The 17,353-nt window shown below is 56.3% G+C and carries 13 protein-coding genes; 10 read left to right on the forward strand and 3 right to left on the reverse strand.

All coding sequences use genetic code 11. The annotated features are described in order from the left end of the window. Positions 1-99: 99 nt before the first annotated feature. Entirely contained in the window at positions 100-1,086 is a 987-nt protein-coding gene (locus OZX67_RS03340) for a LacI family DNA-binding transcriptional regulator (RefSeq protein ID WP_277144883.1), read from the reverse strand. Between the two features lie 288 nt (positions 1,087-1,374). On the opposite strand from OZX67_RS03340, the gene OZX67_RS03345 reads away from it, so the two are divergent. The 5 genes from OZX67_RS03345 to OZX67_RS03365 all read left to right on the forward strand — a co-directional run bounded on the left by OZX67_RS03345 (position 1,375) and on the right by OZX67_RS03365 (position 8,735). Next, on the forward strand, positions 1,375-2,304 hold the full coding sequence (locus OZX67_RS03345; RefSeq protein WP_277144171.1) for a sugar ABC transporter permease: 930 nt from the start codon (positions 1,375-1,377) through the stop codon (positions 2,302-2,304). After that, the gene (locus OZX67_RS03350; RefSeq protein ID WP_277142253.1) at positions 2,301-3,323 is read left to right on the forward strand and encodes a carbohydrate ABC transporter permease; all 1,023 of its coding nucleotides are present in this window, start codon (positions 2,301-2,303) and stop codon (positions 3,321-3,323) included. The genes OZX67_RS03345 and OZX67_RS03350 overlap by 4 nt, the downstream gene beginning before the upstream one ends. A 40-nt stretch (positions 3,324-3,363) precedes the next feature. Continuing rightward, a complete protein-coding gene (locus OZX67_RS03355) occupies positions 3,364-5,445 on the forward strand; it encodes a beta-galactosidase (RefSeq protein WP_277144173.1) in 2,082 nt (693 codons plus the stop codon). Positions 5,446-5,739: 294 nt separating this feature from the next. Next, positions 5,740-7,092: an extracellular solute-binding protein gene (locus OZX67_RS03360; RefSeq protein WP_277144175.1), complete on the forward strand. Its 1,353-nt coding sequence runs from the start codon at positions 5,740-5,742 to the stop codon at positions 7,090-7,092. A 272-nt stretch (positions 7,093-7,364) separates the two neighbouring features. Beyond that, a complete protein-coding gene (locus OZX67_RS03365; protein WP_277144885.1) occupies positions 7,365-8,735 on the forward strand; it encodes a sugar ABC transporter substrate-binding protein in 1,371 nt (456 codons plus the stop codon). A 46-nt stretch (positions 8,736-8,781) separates the two neighbouring features. Here the strand turns inward: OZX67_RS03365 and OZX67_RS03370 are convergent, their stop codons facing one another. After that, the gene (locus tag OZX67_RS03370; protein ID WP_277144177.1) at positions 8,782-9,558 is read right to left on the reverse strand and encodes a type III pantothenate kinase; all 777 of its coding nucleotides are present in this window, start codon (positions 9,556-9,558) and stop codon (positions 8,782-8,784) included. 190 nt (positions 9,559-9,748) lie between these two features. On the opposite strand from OZX67_RS03370, the gene OZX67_RS03375 reads away from it, so the two are divergent. The 5 genes from OZX67_RS03375 (at position 9,749) to OZX67_RS03395 (ending at position 15,992) form a co-directional block, all read left to right on the forward strand. After that, entirely contained in the window at positions 9,749-11,764 is a 2,016-nt protein-coding gene (locus tag OZX67_RS03375; protein ID WP_348519613.1) for an ABC transporter substrate-binding protein, read from the forward strand. Between the two features lie 305 nt (positions 11,765-12,069). Then, a complete protein-coding gene (locus OZX67_RS03380) occupies positions 12,070-13,041 on the forward strand; it encodes an ABC transporter permease (protein ID WP_277144179.1) in 972 nt (323 codons plus the stop codon). After that, on the forward strand, positions 13,038-14,039 hold the full coding sequence (locus OZX67_RS03385; RefSeq protein ID WP_277144181.1) for an ABC transporter permease: 1,002 nt from the start codon (positions 13,038-13,040) through the stop codon (positions 14,037-14,039). The genes OZX67_RS03380 and OZX67_RS03385 overlap by 4 nt, the downstream gene beginning before the upstream one ends. 261 nt (positions 14,040-14,300) lie before the next feature. After that, a complete protein-coding gene (locus OZX67_RS03390) occupies positions 14,301-15,083 on the forward strand; it encodes an ABC transporter ATP-binding protein (RefSeq protein WP_277144183.1) in 783 nt (260 codons plus the stop codon). A gap of 93 nt (positions 15,084-15,176) precedes the next feature. After that, positions 15,177-15,992, forward strand: a complete 816-nt coding sequence (locus OZX67_RS03395; RefSeq protein ID WP_277144889.1) for a dipeptide/oligopeptide/nickel ABC transporter ATP-binding protein — start codon at positions 15,177-15,179, stop codon at positions 15,990-15,992. A gap of 180 nt (positions 15,993-16,172) precedes the next feature. Here OZX67_RS03395 and OZX67_RS03400 read toward each other — a convergent pair whose 3' ends face one another. Next, the gene (locus OZX67_RS03400) at positions 16,173-17,165 is read right to left on the reverse strand and encodes an NAD(P)-dependent oxidoreductase (protein ID WP_277144185.1); all 993 of its coding nucleotides are present in this window, start codon (positions 17,163-17,165) and stop codon (positions 16,173-16,175) included. Positions 17,166-17,353 lie beyond the last annotated feature (188 nt).

The following is a 17,353-nucleotide window of genomic DNA, read 5'->3' on the forward strand; positions in this document are numbered from 1 at the left end:
ACGTCTCGAATGGAACTGCGTTAGGTCGGCGGAATCCGTATGGGGCAAAATACAAATCGTAGGGCCAGGCCGCAAGATACAGGTCCGAGCTGTCAAGCCCTATTCAATCGACCGCACGGAGCCGCGCTCGATCAGCTGGGTCGGGATGACGGTTTTTATGCCTGCGCGAACATGCTTTCCGTCACATTGCCATTTGACCATGTCGAAGGCCGTACGCCCGATTTGGTTGAACGGCATTTTCATCGTCGTCAGATTGAGGCGAGGCACGAGACCGACCAGCGAATCGTCGACACCGACGATGCTGACATCCTGCGGTACTTTTTTGCCCAAGCTTTCGTAAGCCTGGACAACGCCATAGGCCATCTGGTCGTTCGCCGCGTAGATGGCGGTGCATCGAGGATTGGTCGCCAACGACAATCCTGCCTGGTAGCCGCTGTCGGCATTCCAATCGCCGATATAGGTCTGAGGTATGGGGGCTCCGACTTGCTCAAGAGCGTCTCTCCAACCCAGTTCGCGGCTCTGTGCCGCTCGCGAGGAAGTCGGTCCGGCGATGTGGTAGACGGTGGAATGCCCATGACTGAGCAGATAATCGACAATGGCGATCGAGCACCCGTATTGGTCCGCGTCTACGGTGGGGCAGTGGTCTGAGGGTTCCTCACTGATAAGAACCACGGGCAAATCGGGCAGGGGCACATACGAGTTGACGTCCGGAAGATTCTTTTCCAAAATGACGATCACCCCGTCGACGGGCAGTTTTTTCATACGGTTGATTGCCGCCTGGAGGGTGTGGATGCTGTCGTCTCCGATTCGGTGGAGGGTAACGGCGTAATCGTTGTCAAGCGCGGCGTCCGTGATGCCGTTGAGAATACGGGCATTGCCGTACGAAGTCATATTGAAAAGCACGACTCCGATATTGTTGAAATGCCCGTGTTTCAATGCTCGGGCTGCGTAATTCGGCCGGTAGCCTAGTTTCTGCATGGCGTCTTCGACGCGTCTGCGTGTGTCCGGTTTTACGGCATTACTGTGATTCGCCACCCGTGAGACCGTCTGCGGGGAAACCCCTGCTTCGCGGGCGACATCCTGCATTGACACTACCCGGTTGGTTGGCATCTGTTGACCTCGTAAATCGTTGTTGCATTGTTTATTCTGCACTTATATTGGTGACGATACCATTCTAAGACATATTTCCTAATGATGTTTCTCAAAAGTCAGTAAATAATTACTAAGAGCGTCAATCAATGGGCAAATGTGCACGTCGACACGAATCGTGTTTCGCTTTCATGAATAAATGCTACAATGGTAACGTAAACATTTTTCCACTGGCGAGTGCGATTGGCTCGTCACCGAGATTTTCTTCGAAGGAGAAGATGCAAAATGAGTGCAGCAGAGGTTTCTGCCGGGCCAAGTCCCAAGGTGGACTCGGTGTCGGTGAATCGTCATCGTGTGGATTGGCGTGGTTGGAAGTTTTTGTGGCCGTTTGTTGTGGTGTTTTTGTTTGTGTTCATCGTGCCGGTCGTGTATGCGGTGTTCCTGTCGTTCTTCCAGACGCGGATGGTGGGGGGCACGGTGTTCGTGGGGTTCCAGAACTATGTGCGGCTGTTCCGTGACGGGCAGTTCTGGGGTTCGGTGTGGCGGGTGACGCTGTTCACGCTGGTGCAGGTGCCGGTCATGCTGGCCCTGTCGGCGTTGCTGGCGTTGGCGTTGGATTCGATGAGGCTTCATGGCACGCGGTTCTTCCGTATCTCGACGTTTTTGCCGTACGCGGTGCCTGCGGTGGTCTCGACGTTGATCTGGGGGTTCATGTACGGGGCGAAGTACGGTCTGGTGGGTTCGCTGAACTCGTGGTTGGGCGTGCATCTGGACGTGCTGCAGCCGGGGGTGCTGTTGGCGTCGATCGGCAACATCGTGACGTGGGAGTTCACGGGCTACAACATGCTGATCTTCTATTCGTCGCTGTCCACGATCCCGCATTCCCTGTATGAGGCGGCGGCGATCGACGGCGCCTCGGAGTGGCAGATCGTGCGGAGGATCAAGATGCCGGAGTTGAAGGGGTCGCTGGCGATCACGGTGATCTTCAGCATCATCGGCAGCTTCCAGCTGTTCAACGAGCCGAGCATCATGCAGAACATGGTGCCGGGCAACGCGATCACGACGTACTATACGCCGAACATGTATGCGTACAACCTGAGCTTCACGGGCGGCCAGTCGAACTATGCGGCCGCTTTGGCGATCGTGATGGCCGTGATCACCATGGCGGTGGCGTACGCGGTGCAGCTCAACAGCATGAAGGAGCAGATGAAATGAGCGGGACGAGCATGCAAGCCAGGACAACGTCCGGACCCGACCGTCTCTCCGCGTCCGGGCTGAAGGCGCGGGAGAGGGCGGCCCGGAGGGCGGAGAAGGCGCGCCGGCGCCGGGTGGCGAAGGATGAGGCGGCGGAGCGGAGGCGGAGCGCGCGCAGCGGGTTCGGCAACCCGGAGAACCCGCGCCGCAGCTGGCCTTTGACCCTGGTGGTGGCGGTGTTCGCGGCGTACTGCCTGTTCCCGTTCGTCTACCTTTTGGTCAACGCCACGAAGACGCAGGCGGACTTCACCTCGACGTTCGGTCTCGGCTTCGGCCGCACGTTCGCCCTGTGGGACAACCTCACGGAGGTGTTTTCCTACCAGGACGGGATCTTCGGCCGGTGGTTTTTGAACACGCTGCTCTACGTGGTCGTGGGCGCGGGCGGGGCGACGCTGCTGGCGATCATGGGCGGCTACGCGCTGGCCAAGTTCCGCTTCCCGGGAAGGAAGGCGGTGTTCGCGGTGGTGATCGGCGCGATCAGCGTGCCGGGCATCGCCCTGGCCGTCCCCCAGTTCCTCCTGTTCGCGAAACTGGGCCTGACGAACACGCCGTGGGCGATGATCCTGCCGAGCCTGATCTCGCCGTTCGGTTTGTACCTGATGTGGATCTTCAGCGAGCAGGCCGTCCCCACCGAGCTGCTGGAGGCGGCGCACGTGGACGGGGCGGGCGAGTTCCGCACCTTCTTCACCATCGCCCTGCCGCTCCTGGCCCCGGGCATCGTGACGACCGCGCTGTTCACGATCGTGGCGACGTGGAACAACTACTTCCTGCCCCTGATCATGCTCAAGGACGCCGACTGGTACCCGCTCACGATCGGCCTGAACCAGTGGAAGGACCAGGCCTCGACCGCGGGCGGGCAGGCCATCCAGAACCTCGTCATCACCGGTTCCCTGGTCACCATCATCCCGCTGGTGATCGCGTTCCTCCTCCTGCAGAAGTACTGGCAGTCCGGCCTCGCCGCAGGCGCCGTCAAAGAATAAACAACGACGACAAACGAGACAACACAAGGAATATAAAGTAATGAGTACACGCAGAACATATCGTTGGCCGCAGCCTCTTGACGGCCAAAGGCAGAGGCTCTGGTACGGAGGTGATTACAATCCCGACCAATGGCCGGAAGAGATTTGGGATGACGACATCCGACTGATGCGTAAAGCGAAGGTCAACTTGGTCTCACTTGGTATTTTTTCATGGGCCAAGATAGAAACCAGTGATGGTGTCTTTGACTTCGATTGGCTTGACCGCATCGTCGGCAAGCTCGGCAAGGCCGGCATCGCGGTGGACATGGCCTCCGCCACTGCTTCGCCGCCGATGTGGCTGACACAGAAGCATCCGGAGGTGCTTTGGCGTGACGAGCGTGGGGATATTTGCTGGCCCGGCGCCCGTCAGCACTGGCGCCCCACTTCGCCGGTGTTCCGCGAGTACGCCTTGAGACTTTGCCGCCAAATGGCCGAACATTTCAAGGACAATCCTTACGTTGTCTCTTGGCATGTCAGTAACGAATACGGCTGCCACAACCGCTTCGATTATTCCGATGACGCCATGTGTGCCTTCCAGAAGTGGTGCAAGGCACGTTACGGCACCATTGAGGCCGTCAACGACGCCTGGGGCACGTCATTCTGGGCGCAACGGATGAATGATTTCAGCGAGATCATTCCCCCGCGCTTTATCGGTGAGGGCAATTTCATGAATCCTGGCAAACTGCTTGATTTCAAGCGGTTCAGCTCGGATGCCCTGAAGGATTTCTACAAGGCGGAACGCGATACCTTGGCTCAGATTACCCCGGACAAGCCGTTGACGACCAACTTCATGGTCAGCACTGGCGGTACACCGCTTGACTATGACGACTGGGGCGATGAGGTCGATTTCGTCTCCAACGACCATTATTTCGTGCCGGGCGAGCAACATCTGGATGAGTTGGCCTGGTCCGCCTCATTGGTTGACGGTATTGCCCGCAAAAAGCCATGGTTCCTCATGGAGAATTCGACGGGTGCCGTCAATTGGCGCCCCGTCAACTATCGCAAGGAACCGGGGCAGACGGTTCGTGACGCGCTGGCGCATGTGGCCATGGGCGCCGACGCGGTCTGCTATTTCCAGTGGCGGCAGTCGCGTGCAGGCGCCGAGAAATTCCACAGCGCCATGGTGCCCCACGCCGGTGAAAACAGCCAGATTTTCCGTGATGTCTGTGAACTCGGCGACGATTTGCGCAAGCTTTCCGAAGCCGGTCTCGAAGGAACCGAACTAAAGAAATCCTCTGTCGCCATCGTCTTCGATTACCAGAGCGAATGGGCCACGGAGCATAGCGCCAACCCCACGCAGAAGGTTCGCCATTTCACCGAACCTTTGGACTGGTTCCGTGCTTTCGCCGATTTGGGAATCACCGCCGACATGGTGCCGATGAGAAGTGATTGGGATACCTATGAGGTGGCAGTGCTCCCGTGTGTCTATCTGTTGAGCGAGGTCGATTCGAATCGGATTCGCCGATACGTGTCGAATGGCGGAAAGCTGTTCGTGACGTACTATACCGGCATTTCCGATGAGCACGATCACGTCTGGCTTGGCGGCTATCCAGGTTCGATTCGAGATGTCGTAGGGGTCAGGAGCGAGGAATTCACGCCGATGGGTGATGATTTCCCTGGCGCCCTCGATCATCTGAACCTGAGCAATGGGGCAGTGGCCCACGATCTGGCGGATTGGATCACCTCAACGTCGCCGGATGCAACGGTGCTCGCAGCCTACCAGGCCGAAGAACGCACCGGCATGAACGATGTTCCGGCCATTGTGGTCAATCCGTTCGGAACGGGCAAGTGCGTTTACGTCGGTTGTAAATTGGGACGTGATGGTTTGCGACTTTCTTTGCCGCAGGCGCTTGACGAGATGGGCGTTGGATATCCGCGTGAGGCGGATGCCGGTCATGTGCTTCGCGTGGAACGAAAGAGCGAAGACGGCCGGCGTACATTCCTGTTCTATTTCAACCGTGGCGACGATGATGTGAAAGTCGAGTTCGAGGGAGAAATCGTGGTGTCTTCATTGGTACAAAGCGAGACACGAAATACGGCTTCGATTTCACCCAACGGCGTCCTCATAGTGAAAGGACAATGAAAAAATCTGTAGATGAAAGATGTTCCTCGCCGGTTTGAAACAAGAAATAATCAGCCATATTGATTTCCTTAAAACGCCGGCGGGAAAAATAAAACGTGAAAAGCTCTGATGGGATTTTGCAAATCAAGCAAAGTAACGTATACTTAAAAATGTTATCGCAATCATTTTACGAACCGATTGTCTGATATCTGTTTCTTGCTTCTAGAAGTCAGAAGGGATACCAAGATTCTAAAAGTTGGTTACGTTAGACAAAGTTTCCATTTGCTCAAAGCATTTGGGGAAGGAGAAAGAACGATGAAGTTCACTAAGCAAGTGATCGCAATGGTCGGGGCGGCTGCCATGTTGGTGCCGTTGGCTGCATGCGGCGGTTCGAACAGTTCCTCTGCGGATTCGTCGAAAGGCGGCAAGACCTCGATTCTCGTATGGTCCTGGGATTCGACGCTGCCTCGTACCGTGAAAGGCTTTGAGAAAGCCAACCCGGATATCACCGTGAAGGTGACCAACGCAGGAACGAACAAGAAGGAATACACCGCGCTCAACAACGCAATGTCCGCAGGCAAGGGCGCGCCTGACGTGGCCCAGATCGAATATTATGCGTTGCCTGAATATGTCATCCGCAACAATGTGACCAACCTTTCGGATATGGGAGCTTCGGGATACAAGAGCTTCTACACCCCGGGCACATGGAATTCGGTCAACATCAATGGCGGAGTCTATGCGCTGCCGATGGATTCCGGCCCCATGGCCTTCTTCTACAACAAGGAGGTCTTCGACAAGGCCGGAGTCACCCAAGTGCCGACGACCTGGGACGAGTTCTATGATGCGGCCAAGAAAATCCGCGCCACCGGTAACTACATCACCTCCGATTCCGGCGATGCGGGCTTCTTCGATTCGATGACCTGGCAGGCCGGCGCGAAGCCGTTCGATACCAGCAAGGACGGCAAGACCGTCACCATCAACCTGACCGGCAACGACAAGGTCAAGAAGTGGACCGATTTCGAGCAGAAGCTCATCGACGAGGACCTGATCGACACCAAGACGCCGGGCTGGTCCGATGACTGGAACAAGGGCCTGGGCGACGGCTCCATCGCCTCGCTGCTCACCGGTGCATGGATGCCCTACAACCTGCTTTCCGGCGCTCCGCAGGCATCCGGCAAGTGGCGCGTGGCGCAGATGCCGACCTGGGAGAAGGGCGGCACCGAGAACTCCGAGAACGGAGGTTCCTCGCTCGCTCTGATGAAGACCAAGGACAGCGCCAAGGCCAAGGCCGCGTACAAGTTCATGGAATATGCCTGCCACAACAAGGAAGGCATCAAGACCCGTGTTGACGGCGGCGCTTTCCCGGCCGACAACAACACGCTTTCCTCCAGCGACTTCCTGAACATGACTTCGATGACCGACGCCAAGGGTCAGCCCAACGAGTACTTCGGCGGACAGAAGTTTAACGAGGAGCTTGCCAAGGCCGCCAAGAACGTGCTTCCTGGCTACAAGTTCCTTCCGTTCGAGGTCTATGCCCGCGGTGTCTTCGCCGATGACGCCGGCGGCGCCTTCACCGACAAGAAAATCACCCTCGACAAGGGTATCGAGGCCTGGCAGAAGAATATGACCGACTACGCCAAGCAGCAGGGCTACACCGTTAAGCAATAATCGGCACTGGCTGGTAACTGCCTCTAATCAATAATGATGTTTCGTGAATCCGGATGATAGTTTGTTTGGATTCACGAAACATCATTTTTTACGTTGTGGTGACGAATCGTCGGCAGTTTTCTGACAAAAAGACTGTGTCGCAAGCCGTGACGACCGACGAGATTTCGTGTCTTTTTAGGGGCTTCGCAAGGTGAGGATAGACTTGTCATTGAATAAAACGGTGGAACGACGACAGGAATAGAATGAGCAAGGTCCGACGGCTGTTTGCGCAGATGTGCGCTTGTCTGCTGCTCGCTTCCACAACCGGCTGCGGGGGGCAAGACAACCGGACCGTTATCACCGTCTGGTCGTGGGAACCAAGCATGCAGACCGAGGCCCGGGATTTTGAAAAGGCCAATCCCGACATTCGCGTCGACATCAAGTCCACCAGTGGCTATGACAATCTCAATTCCGCCATTCAGGACGGCTACAACATGCCCGACGTGGTGCAGCTCGAGTATTTTGCCCTCCCTCAGTATGCGGTAAGTGGCCAGCTGCGTGACATCACTGACCAGACGCAGGACTACGGCGACAACTACACGCCAGGCACGTGGTCGAGTGTGCACACCAATGGCCGGGTTTATGGGGTGCCGATGGATTCGGGGCCGATGGCCTTTTTCTACAACGATGACGTCTTCCGTCAGGCGGGTGTCGACGCCTCGCAGATCCATACATGGAACGATTACTATGAAGCGGCTAAAAAGCTCAAGGCGATAGGCGTCTATATCGCCGCAGATTCCGGGGACGCAAGCTTCTACAATGCGATGATCTGGCTTAATGGAGGCCGGCCGTTCCATACCACCGGTGATGGCAAAACCGTTACTGTCAATCTCACCGATGATGCAGGAACGCAGAATTTCAGCGAGTTCTGGCAGAAAATGATCGACGAGGGGCTGATCAATACTCAGCTGAACACCTGGTCCGACGGATGGAAAAGCGCGCTTGCGGTGGGAAATGTCGCTTCCGTGTTTACCGGGGCGTGGATGCCGTCTCTGCTGCTTTCCGACGTTCCGGGCAGTGCAGGGCTGTGGCGCGTCGCCCCGATGCCGACGGCGGATGGAGCACAAACCAATTCTGAGAACGGTGGTTCGGCCCTTGCCGTGTTGAACCTGACACGCAAGCCGGAAGCCGCAATGCGTTTCATCCGTTACGTCTGCCTCGACCGGTCCGGCATTGCCAAACGTGTGGACGGCGGCGCGTTCCCTGCGGACAAGGCGACACTGAACAGCCATGCGTTCCTGACGAAAACGACGATTCGGGATTCGCGCGGCATCGATGTACCTTATTTCGGCGGGCAGCAATTCAACCGTGTGCTTTCGAGTGCCGCGGAGAACGTGTCGGTCGGCTACCAGTATCTGCCCTTCGAGGTCTATGCCCGAGGTGATTTCAAAGCGACGGTGGGGCAGTCGTATAAATGGGCGAATGCCATGCGTGCGGTGCAAAAGACACAGGATCGGATCAATGCCGGGCAGACCAACCCGGATGGCAGCGCATTGACATTGCCCCAGGATCCCGGCCCCAAGATCAGCCTGATGCAAGGGATCGGGCTATGGCAGAAAGACATCAAGGAATACGGCAACAACCAGGGCTTTGCAGTGCAATAACATGTTGCGATAAATACATTGCCGTTGCCAATGCGAGGATCAAACCTTATACGTTGAGGCGGTAGATGATCGACATCCCTTTGAAAATGAGTTCCGGATCGTAGACGTCGATGGTATCGGTGTCATCTTTGAAAATCGAGCCGAGGCCACCGGTGGCAACCACCTTGAAATCTTCCTCTATCTCCCGGTGAAATTGCTTGATGGTGCGTTCGATGCCACCGAGGAAATTGTAATATAGGCCGGCTTGCATGGCCGTTTTCGTGCCCTTGGCCAGAATCGAATCTGGGCGCGTGATTTCGACTTCAGGCAGCTGGGCAGTGCCGGATACCAGAGAGCTAATCGAGGTTTGCAGACCAGGACTGATCAGCCCTGCGGTGATGGCTTTGTTGCCGTCGACGTAATTGAAGGTGGTGGCCGTGCCGAAATCCGCCACCAGCACGGGGCCGCCGTACGTTGCGTACGCGCCTACGCAATCCGCGAGACAGTCCGCGCCTAGCGATTTCGGATCGTCCATACGGATGGAAAGTCCGGATTTGACACCGGGGCCGACGATAATCGGGTCGATATCAAGGAATTTGACGATGCTGGAACGGAAGGAATGCATGATCTGAGGAACGACCGAGGCGACAATGACATCATCGACGTCATCGGAGGCATATCCGCCGGACTCGAGGAATTGAAGCAGAAGTAGACCGTATTCGTCGCTGGTTCTAAAGGTTTTGGTGGTGATACGCCAAGTGTCGATGATGGAGGCGTCAGGGGAGCTGTCATCCACCACGCCGATTTCGATGTTTGTGTTGCCGATATCAATTGCGAGTAGCATATTGCCCGCCTTCCTAAGGCTTTACTGACGTATACCCGGTTTCCGTGTAAAGGTGCCGTATTCCCTTTAAGCTTATGTTCCATCATACGCTGCCAGCGTCGTAAATCTATCGGTATTCGTATGATTGGGAATCGCAGACGACCCGTAAGGGCGGCTAGCGAATGTAATAATTTCTATCAAAGAGGAATGTATGCCTACCAATTCAGGTGCGTACGGTGAAAACGACGCAACCGATAACCAAGCAACAGGCAACAACAAAAACGGAATGGAGGCCAGCGACGCTGGAAATTTGGCGAACCGTGGCGGCGGTTCGCAGAATGCTGGGCGTGCCGACGTTGTCGGTGACACAGCGAGTGACGGGGACGCCAACGATACCGGTAACTCGGTGAACACAGGCAGTAGTGAGGCGAGCGTTGCCGGTGATTCGCTAAAAGCCGGAGATGACAACGTTACCGGTCACTCCGTGAACGCAAATGACGCTCACGCCAATGTTGCCGGCCAGCCTTCGAATTCAGAGAATGCCGTCGCAAACGGGGACGCTGGTAGTAACTGCGATGTCAAAGCCGACGCAAACAGCGCGGGCAGCACCGATGAGACGCTCAATGCGCATGTCAAAGGCGGCAACGCCGGTTATGGTTTCGGCGGTAGTGGCAACGGCAAAGCCGGAAAAGCCAAGAAAAAAGGCTGGATCTGGGCCATTATCGCGGCTGTGGTCGTGGTGGCGCTTATCGCTGCTTTCGTGGTAATCCGCAATCAAAAGGCCGATACTGAACCTGCCAAGATGCATACTGCCGATTCCGTGACCATCGGGCTCAAGCTCGCGCCCACGAACCTTGACATTCGCAATCAGTCGGGTTCCTCACTCGACCAGGTGCTTGTCGGCAACGTTTACGAAGGGCTTGTCGCTCGCGATTCCAATAACAAGGTCGTGCCGGGGCTGGCCAAAAGCTGGGAGAAGAACGCCGACGGCACGAGCTATACGTTCCATCTGAACCGAGGCATGAACTTCTCCAACGGCGACAAGCTCGACGCCAATGACGTGGCTTGGTCCATCAACGAATTGGTGACCAAGCATTACCACGATTCCGAATCGCTGATGAACTTCAAGTCCGTCACTGCCACCGACGCCGATACCGTCAAACTCGATTTGACCGCCCCCTACGCCAATCTCTTGTGGGAGCTTGCCTGCCGGCCGGGACTGGTGTTCGATAAGAACGCCAACTACGACATGAAAACGCAGGCGGTGGGCTCCGGGCCATATACCGTCGCCAAGTTCGTGCCGAACGATTCCATCACATTGAAGGCCAATCCGAACTATTGGGGTGCGCACAAGGCCGTCACCCCGACCATCGTGTTGCGCTATTTCGGCGATGACAATGCGGCCGTCAACGCCCTGAAATCCGGGGATGTTCAGGTGCTTGCGCCCGTGACCGAAAATCTTGCGGAACCTTTTGTGAAAGATGACGCGCACTATCGCGTTGCGGACGGCGATGACACCGACAAGTACGTGCTTGCCATGAATTCCAAGGGTTCCAAGACCTCGGACGTGCACGTGCGTCAGGCAATTCGCTATGCCATCGACCACAAGCAGCTCATCGCCTCTCGCGGCGGGGCCGACAAACCGTTGGGCGGACCGATTCCTTCGCTTGATCCGGGTTATCAAGACTTGACCGGTCTTTATCCGCACAACGTCGACAAGGCCAAGGCGCTGATGAAGGAAGCCGGTTATGCGCCCGACCATCCGCTTGAGCTGCGGCTGACCTACGCCAACACCTACGGCACCGAGCTTGGCGACCAGCTGCGCAGCCAGCTCAAGCCCATCGGCATCGATTTGAAGGTCAACGTGGTCGAATTCTCCACGTGGCTGCAGGACGTGCTCAAGAACAAGGATTACGATTTGTCGCTGGTCGACCACAACGAAAGTCACGACTTCTCGCAGTGGACCCAAGACGCCTACTATTACAACTACAGCAACCAGAAAGTCAAGGACTACTACAACCAGGCGATGGCCGCTTCCAGCGATTCCCAGCGCGATGCGTTGCTGGCCAAGGCTGCCCGTGTGGTAAGCGTCGACGCCCCGGCCGATTGGCTGTTCAACTACCGCATCACCACGGCGATGAAGAGGGGCGTATCGGGCTTCCCGCTCAACTTGAACCAGACGCTGTTGCCGCTCTACAACGTGAGATATATGACGCCGACCAAGTAGCTGGTTGCGTGAGTGTGATGTGACTTGGGCTCATGATGAGGATGCGATGGGAATCAGGAATGGCGTGCGGAATCGTGGTTATCTCTGCACGATCAGCATACACGCAGGGAAATCACGAGATATGCCCCGAAAACGTGATTTTCTCTGCAACTTTGGGTTTTGTGCAGGATAAATTACGCAATGTGGTCAATAAACGTGATTTGCGCCGCGATTTCGGGATTGATGCAGAATAAATCACGAAATTGAGGCAATTGAACTCAGACTTCTGGCCGCAGAGGATCGGCTTGGAAAGGAATAGGTGAATCGTGCGATTCGTCATTCGGCGTTTCCTGCTATTTGTGGCGGCGCTGCTCGCCATTTCGGTGGTGATTTTCGCGGCGCTGCGCATTCTGCCGGGCGACGTGGCCAGCGTGATGGCTGGGCTCAACGCACCCCCGGAGCGCGTGGCTCAGCTGCGCTCGCAGATGGGGCTCGACCGGCCGCTGATTGTGCAGTACTTCAGTTGGTTGGGCGGTTTGTTGCGAGGAAACTTTGGCACCTCACTTCTGACCGGCCGTTCGATCAGCTCGACGGTCGCCATGCGCGCTTCCGTTACTTTTCCGCTGATTGTGTTGGGGCTTGTCGTGGCGCTCGCCATCGGCCTGACGCTTGGGGTTGTGGCTACTTTGGCTACGCGTCCGGCAGTGCGTTCCGCGTTCCATTTCGTCGCCATCGTTGGGGGTGCCATTCCCGCGTTGTGGGGAGGGTTGCTGCTGATTCTGCTCTTTGGACGTGGCACAGGGTTGTTGGGGATACTGCCCTCGCAGGGATTTCCTGAGGCTGGTTGGAGCAGTTTCGGTTCGGCGTTGGCCTCGCTGGTGCTGCCGGCGTTGACGGTCGGCATCATCGACGGTGCAAGTCTTATGCGCTATACACGCTCGGCGTTGGGTGACGTGATGAACAGCGGCTATATGGATCAGGCGATGGCCTGCGGCTATACGCGCCGTCAGGCCGCTCTCAAAGTCGGGCTGAGACTGGCGACGCCGCAGTTGGTGAGCGTGGTCGGTCTGATGTTCGCCGGCATGATCACCGGCGTCATGGTCATCGAAAACCTCTTCGCGCTACCTGGCATCGGAGCGGGCTTGGTCACTGACCTTGGCAACCGCGACCTCGTTGCTGTGCAAAGCGAACTCTTCATGCTGGCTGCCTTCTTCCTGTTGGTTGGCTTCCTTGTCGACTTGCTTCACCGCTTCCTCGACCCACGCCTGAAGCACGCCGTTCAAGGAGGTGCGCAATGACCGGAAATAATGAATACGCCACCCTCGAAGCAAATCGAACCGGCAACGAAGCTACAAATACGAGACAAGATGTTGGCACTTCGGTTGAAAACAATGTAATCCAGCCTTCAGGAAAAGCCGCTAAGAGCGCGAAAGCCAAAACTTCAAGTAAGTTCACCGTTGTTTTACGTTCTATCTGGATTCGCAGCGAAGGCAAGTTCGCGCTGATCGTATTGGCGCTGTGGGTTGCGGTTTCGCTGGTTTCGCTCGTCTGGACGCCGCAATCACTGTGGGCGACCGACGGCTATCATGTCTGGGCCAAGCCGTCTGCTTCGCACTGGCTGGGTACCGATGGCACCGGCGCGGATGTGTTCAGCTGGCTGATGGCAGGTGCTCGCACGAATCTTTTCATCGCGATCTTGGCCGTCGTCTTTGCCGGAGCGTTGGGCATATTGCTGATGAGCGCGATGGTTTCGCGAAACTCGGCATTGTCCAATGTTTCGGTGGTGGCGGTGGACGCGTTGATTTCCATCCCGACCGTGCTGATTGCCTTGATTCTGGCGGTTCCGATGGGCGCCTCGGTGGCCGTCATCGTCATTGCCTGCGGTATCGGCTACGGCCTCAATCTGGCGCGCATAGCACGGCCTCAGGCCTTGCTCGCGGCCAATTCCGACTATGTTGCCTCGGCGCTTTCCTACGGTGCTTCGGGATTCTCGGTGATGCTGGATCATATTCTGCCTAATGCGATGCCGACCATCATGGTTCAGCTTTCACTTTCCGCAGGAACTGCGGTGCTCGCCGAATCCAGCCTGACCTACCTCGGTGTCGGCGTGCCCAGCGGCGTGCCGAGCTGGGGTCATTCACTGGCTACGTCGGTCAAGTTCATCAATGTCTATCCACTGACCGTGCTCTGGTCCGGCCTTATCGTCACCATCGTGGTGGTGGCGTTGAACGTCTTCGGCGACGTGCTGCGCGATGCCGTCGATTCGGTGACCAATCCGGAATTGCGGAGGTCATAAGATGATGGTCTCGGTATTGGGCGTGTGTCCGGTTTTGGCCTGTTCCGGCAAGGCAAGCCGTCGTGAGGATTATGCAGCTGGATATGCGCCGGACAAATTGTGCAGTGAGGTCTTGTTGAGATCGTCTGGGACAAGCGATTGCAATATGCGTGTTCATCGGACGGTATGGTCATTTTGCAAGGTCGAGATGTGGCAGCATGTTTCTTGGCCTTTAATGTCGATGTTCGGTTTTCCTAGGGTTTTGCAAGGTTGGAGCTGGTCATGAGCGTTGATGTCAACAAACTTGATATTTCCATTGGAAGCCAGCCGATTGTGCACGGCGTGAATCTGCATATCGGCGACGGCGAACGGGTCGGGCTCATCGGCTCGTCCGGTTCCGGAAAATCCATGATTTCCAAGGCCATGCTTGGATTATTACCGACGAATGCAAAGACGGAAGGTTCCATGATGCTCGGTGGCACGCAGGTTATCGGGGCGGACGAAAGCGTTCTGGCAAGCTTGCGCGGACGTTACGTCGGCGCGGTGTTCCAGAATCCTGCGTCGTCGTTGAATCCGGTGCTCACCGTCGGCAAACAGATCGAACTGCCGCTGAAACTTCATTACGACTTGGACAAGGCCGACCGTCAGACGCGAGTCGCCGCGATGCTTGGAAAAGTTGGACTTGACGAGACTACCGCAATGAAATATCCAAGCGAGCTTTCCGGCGGTCAGCAGCAGCGCGTGGGCATCGCTACGGCCTTGATTACCTCGCCGCGGCTGATTATCGCCGACGAACCTACGACGGCACTCGACTCCATCACTCAGCGTCAGATTGTTGATCTGCTGGTTTCGTTGGTCGACAAGGCCGGCGCCTCGATGCTGTTCATTACCCATGATTTTTCGGTGCTCGGCCGAGCCACGACGCGATGCTATGTACTCGATAACGGCAGGATTATTGAATCGGGAAAGACCTCCGATTTGTTGAATAATCCTCAAAACGGACAGACGAAAAAGCTGGTCGAGGCCGCGCGAGAGCTGACTCTTGCTGGTGCAGACTCACACTAACCCATAGTTACCAAAAGAAACCTTGGAAATAGGTACAGTATCTTTTGGTAACCAAAGGTTAGTGTGAGCGGACAAAATGAAAATGAGGGCATGATGGTTGAGGAACGTTCTGAGAAGGTTGGCGACGGTGATTCCGTATTACTGCGGGGCCAACATGTCGGCAAGGTATTCGGTCACGGAAAAGACCGGCAGACCGCTTTGGAGGATGTCAATGTCGAAGTGTGTTCGGGGGAGTGCCTTGCGTTGATTGGTGGTTCCGGGTCGGGGAAATCCACGCTGACGCGGATTCTGCTCGGGCTTGACAAGCCGACTTCGGGCACAGTGACGTTTGCGGGAAAGCCAGTTGAAGGTCGCAAATCCACTGGATACGAGGCTTTGCGACGTGAATCAAGTCTCGTTTTCCAAAGTCCGTTCACTTCACTCGACCCTCGATGGACGGTGGCAAAGTCCGTGGCGGAACCGCTGAAAATTCAGCGTGGCAACCGTTCGAAAACCGGCAATCTGGATATCAACCAGAAAGTGTGTGAGTCATTGTCTCTGGTCGGTCTTGACCCCGATGAATTCCTGAATCGTTATCCTGTCGACCTTTCCGGCGGGCAGGCGCAGCGCGTCGCCATCGCCCGTGCGCTGGTTACCGACCCCAAGCTTATAGCAGCAGACGAGCCGATGAGCGCCATCGATGTGGCTGCACGTCTGCAGATACTTGAGGCGTTCGCCGCCATTCGCAAGTCGCGCCCGGAGACGGCCATCATCATGATTTCGCATGATTTGGGCGTGGTGCAGCACATCGCGGATCGTATCGTCGTTCTTCATGATGGAAAGTTAGTGGAAAGCGGCAGCACCGATGACGTGCTGAACCGTCCGAAAGCGGCCTATACCCGCGAACTGGTTGCCGCTGCGTCGCTGTAGTTGTGCGTGATTACTTTCGTATCCATTGCATGCGACCAAAAGCATGTTGAAAGGTTCTTTTGGTCGCATCGGTTTTGGCTAACGCGACAGAAAGCATGGGAAACGGGCTTTCCTTCGCAGCGATTGTGCTTATCTGCTCTTGGAGCGGAGGTTGAAACTCAGAGGTGAAACGATATGCGACTATTCGACGACGTTGAAACGCTCGCCGTTGCAGAAGGCGTGAATCGAGCGTGCGAGCTGGCGTGAAAGATCGCGGTAGGCGTCGTCGGCACGCCAGGCGACGTGCGGGGTGAGGATGGTGCCGGGAATCGAACGCAACGGGTCGTTGGCGGGCAACGGCTCCTTGTCGTAGACGTCGATGGCGGCTTTGATGTCGCCCTTCTTGAGTCGGCTGACCAGTGCTCCGGGCTGAATGAGCTCCGCCCGTGCCGTGTTGATGAAATAGCTGCCAGGCCTGAGCTGGTTGAGGTCATCAGCCGTCACGATTCCCTGCGTTTCCTCGTTCAGAGGCAAATGCAGACTTACGATATCCGAATGGGATATAAGGTCACCGATTTTATCGACTTGTGTTGCGCCGAGCGAACGCGCGGTGGCGGCGTTGACGTGCGAATTCCAGACCAACGTATGCATGCCGAAGCCGTCGGCGATGCGGGCGACGGTCTGGCCGATACCGCCGAAACCGATAAGTCCGATGGTCTTGTCCCTCAGCGATGTGCCCTCCAATCCACTCCAGTTGCCTTCGCGAATGCTGCGGTCCATGGCGCCGACGCCGCGTGCGAGCTCGAAAATCAGCGCGAATGTATATTCGGCAACGGTTTCGTCCGCGTAATGCACGGTGTTGCACACGCGGATTCCCATTTTTCGTGTGCGGTTCAGGTCAATGAAATTGGCGACGCCGGTGCCGCCGAAAACGAAGCAACGGACGTGGCTGCCCAGCTCCTCAAGCAGCCTGCCGGTGACGTGGAAGCAGATGACCACCACGATATCGGCATCCTTGCAGCGCTCGAGGATAGTGTCGGGATCGATGTTGAAATCCTTGTACATCCGTACGCGCGCGACATTGTGCAGCATCCGCATACTCGTGGCGATGGGCTGGTACATGGCCGGGAACATGGATGGAATGACCACCAGCGGCAGTTCGGTGTGTTCGGATTGCGTTTCGATATACTCCATACCCCCAAGGATAATTCCGCCTCTGGCCTATATGAAGGGCAGCTGGTTCTATCTCGGGGATGTCATAAATTGACATCTCTGTGTCTTGGGTGTGTTCGTCGGTGTATTTGTCCCTCAAACGGAAACTGTTTTGACAATGACTTTTGGTCAGGTTTTGAAATAAGAAATGACAATTATTCGTTAATAAA

The sequence above is a fragment of the Bifidobacterium sp. ESL0728 genome (assembly GCF_029392015.1).
In the GTDB taxonomy this organism is placed as follows: Bacteria; Actinomycetota; Actinomycetes; order Actinomycetales; family Bifidobacteriaceae; genus Bifidobacterium.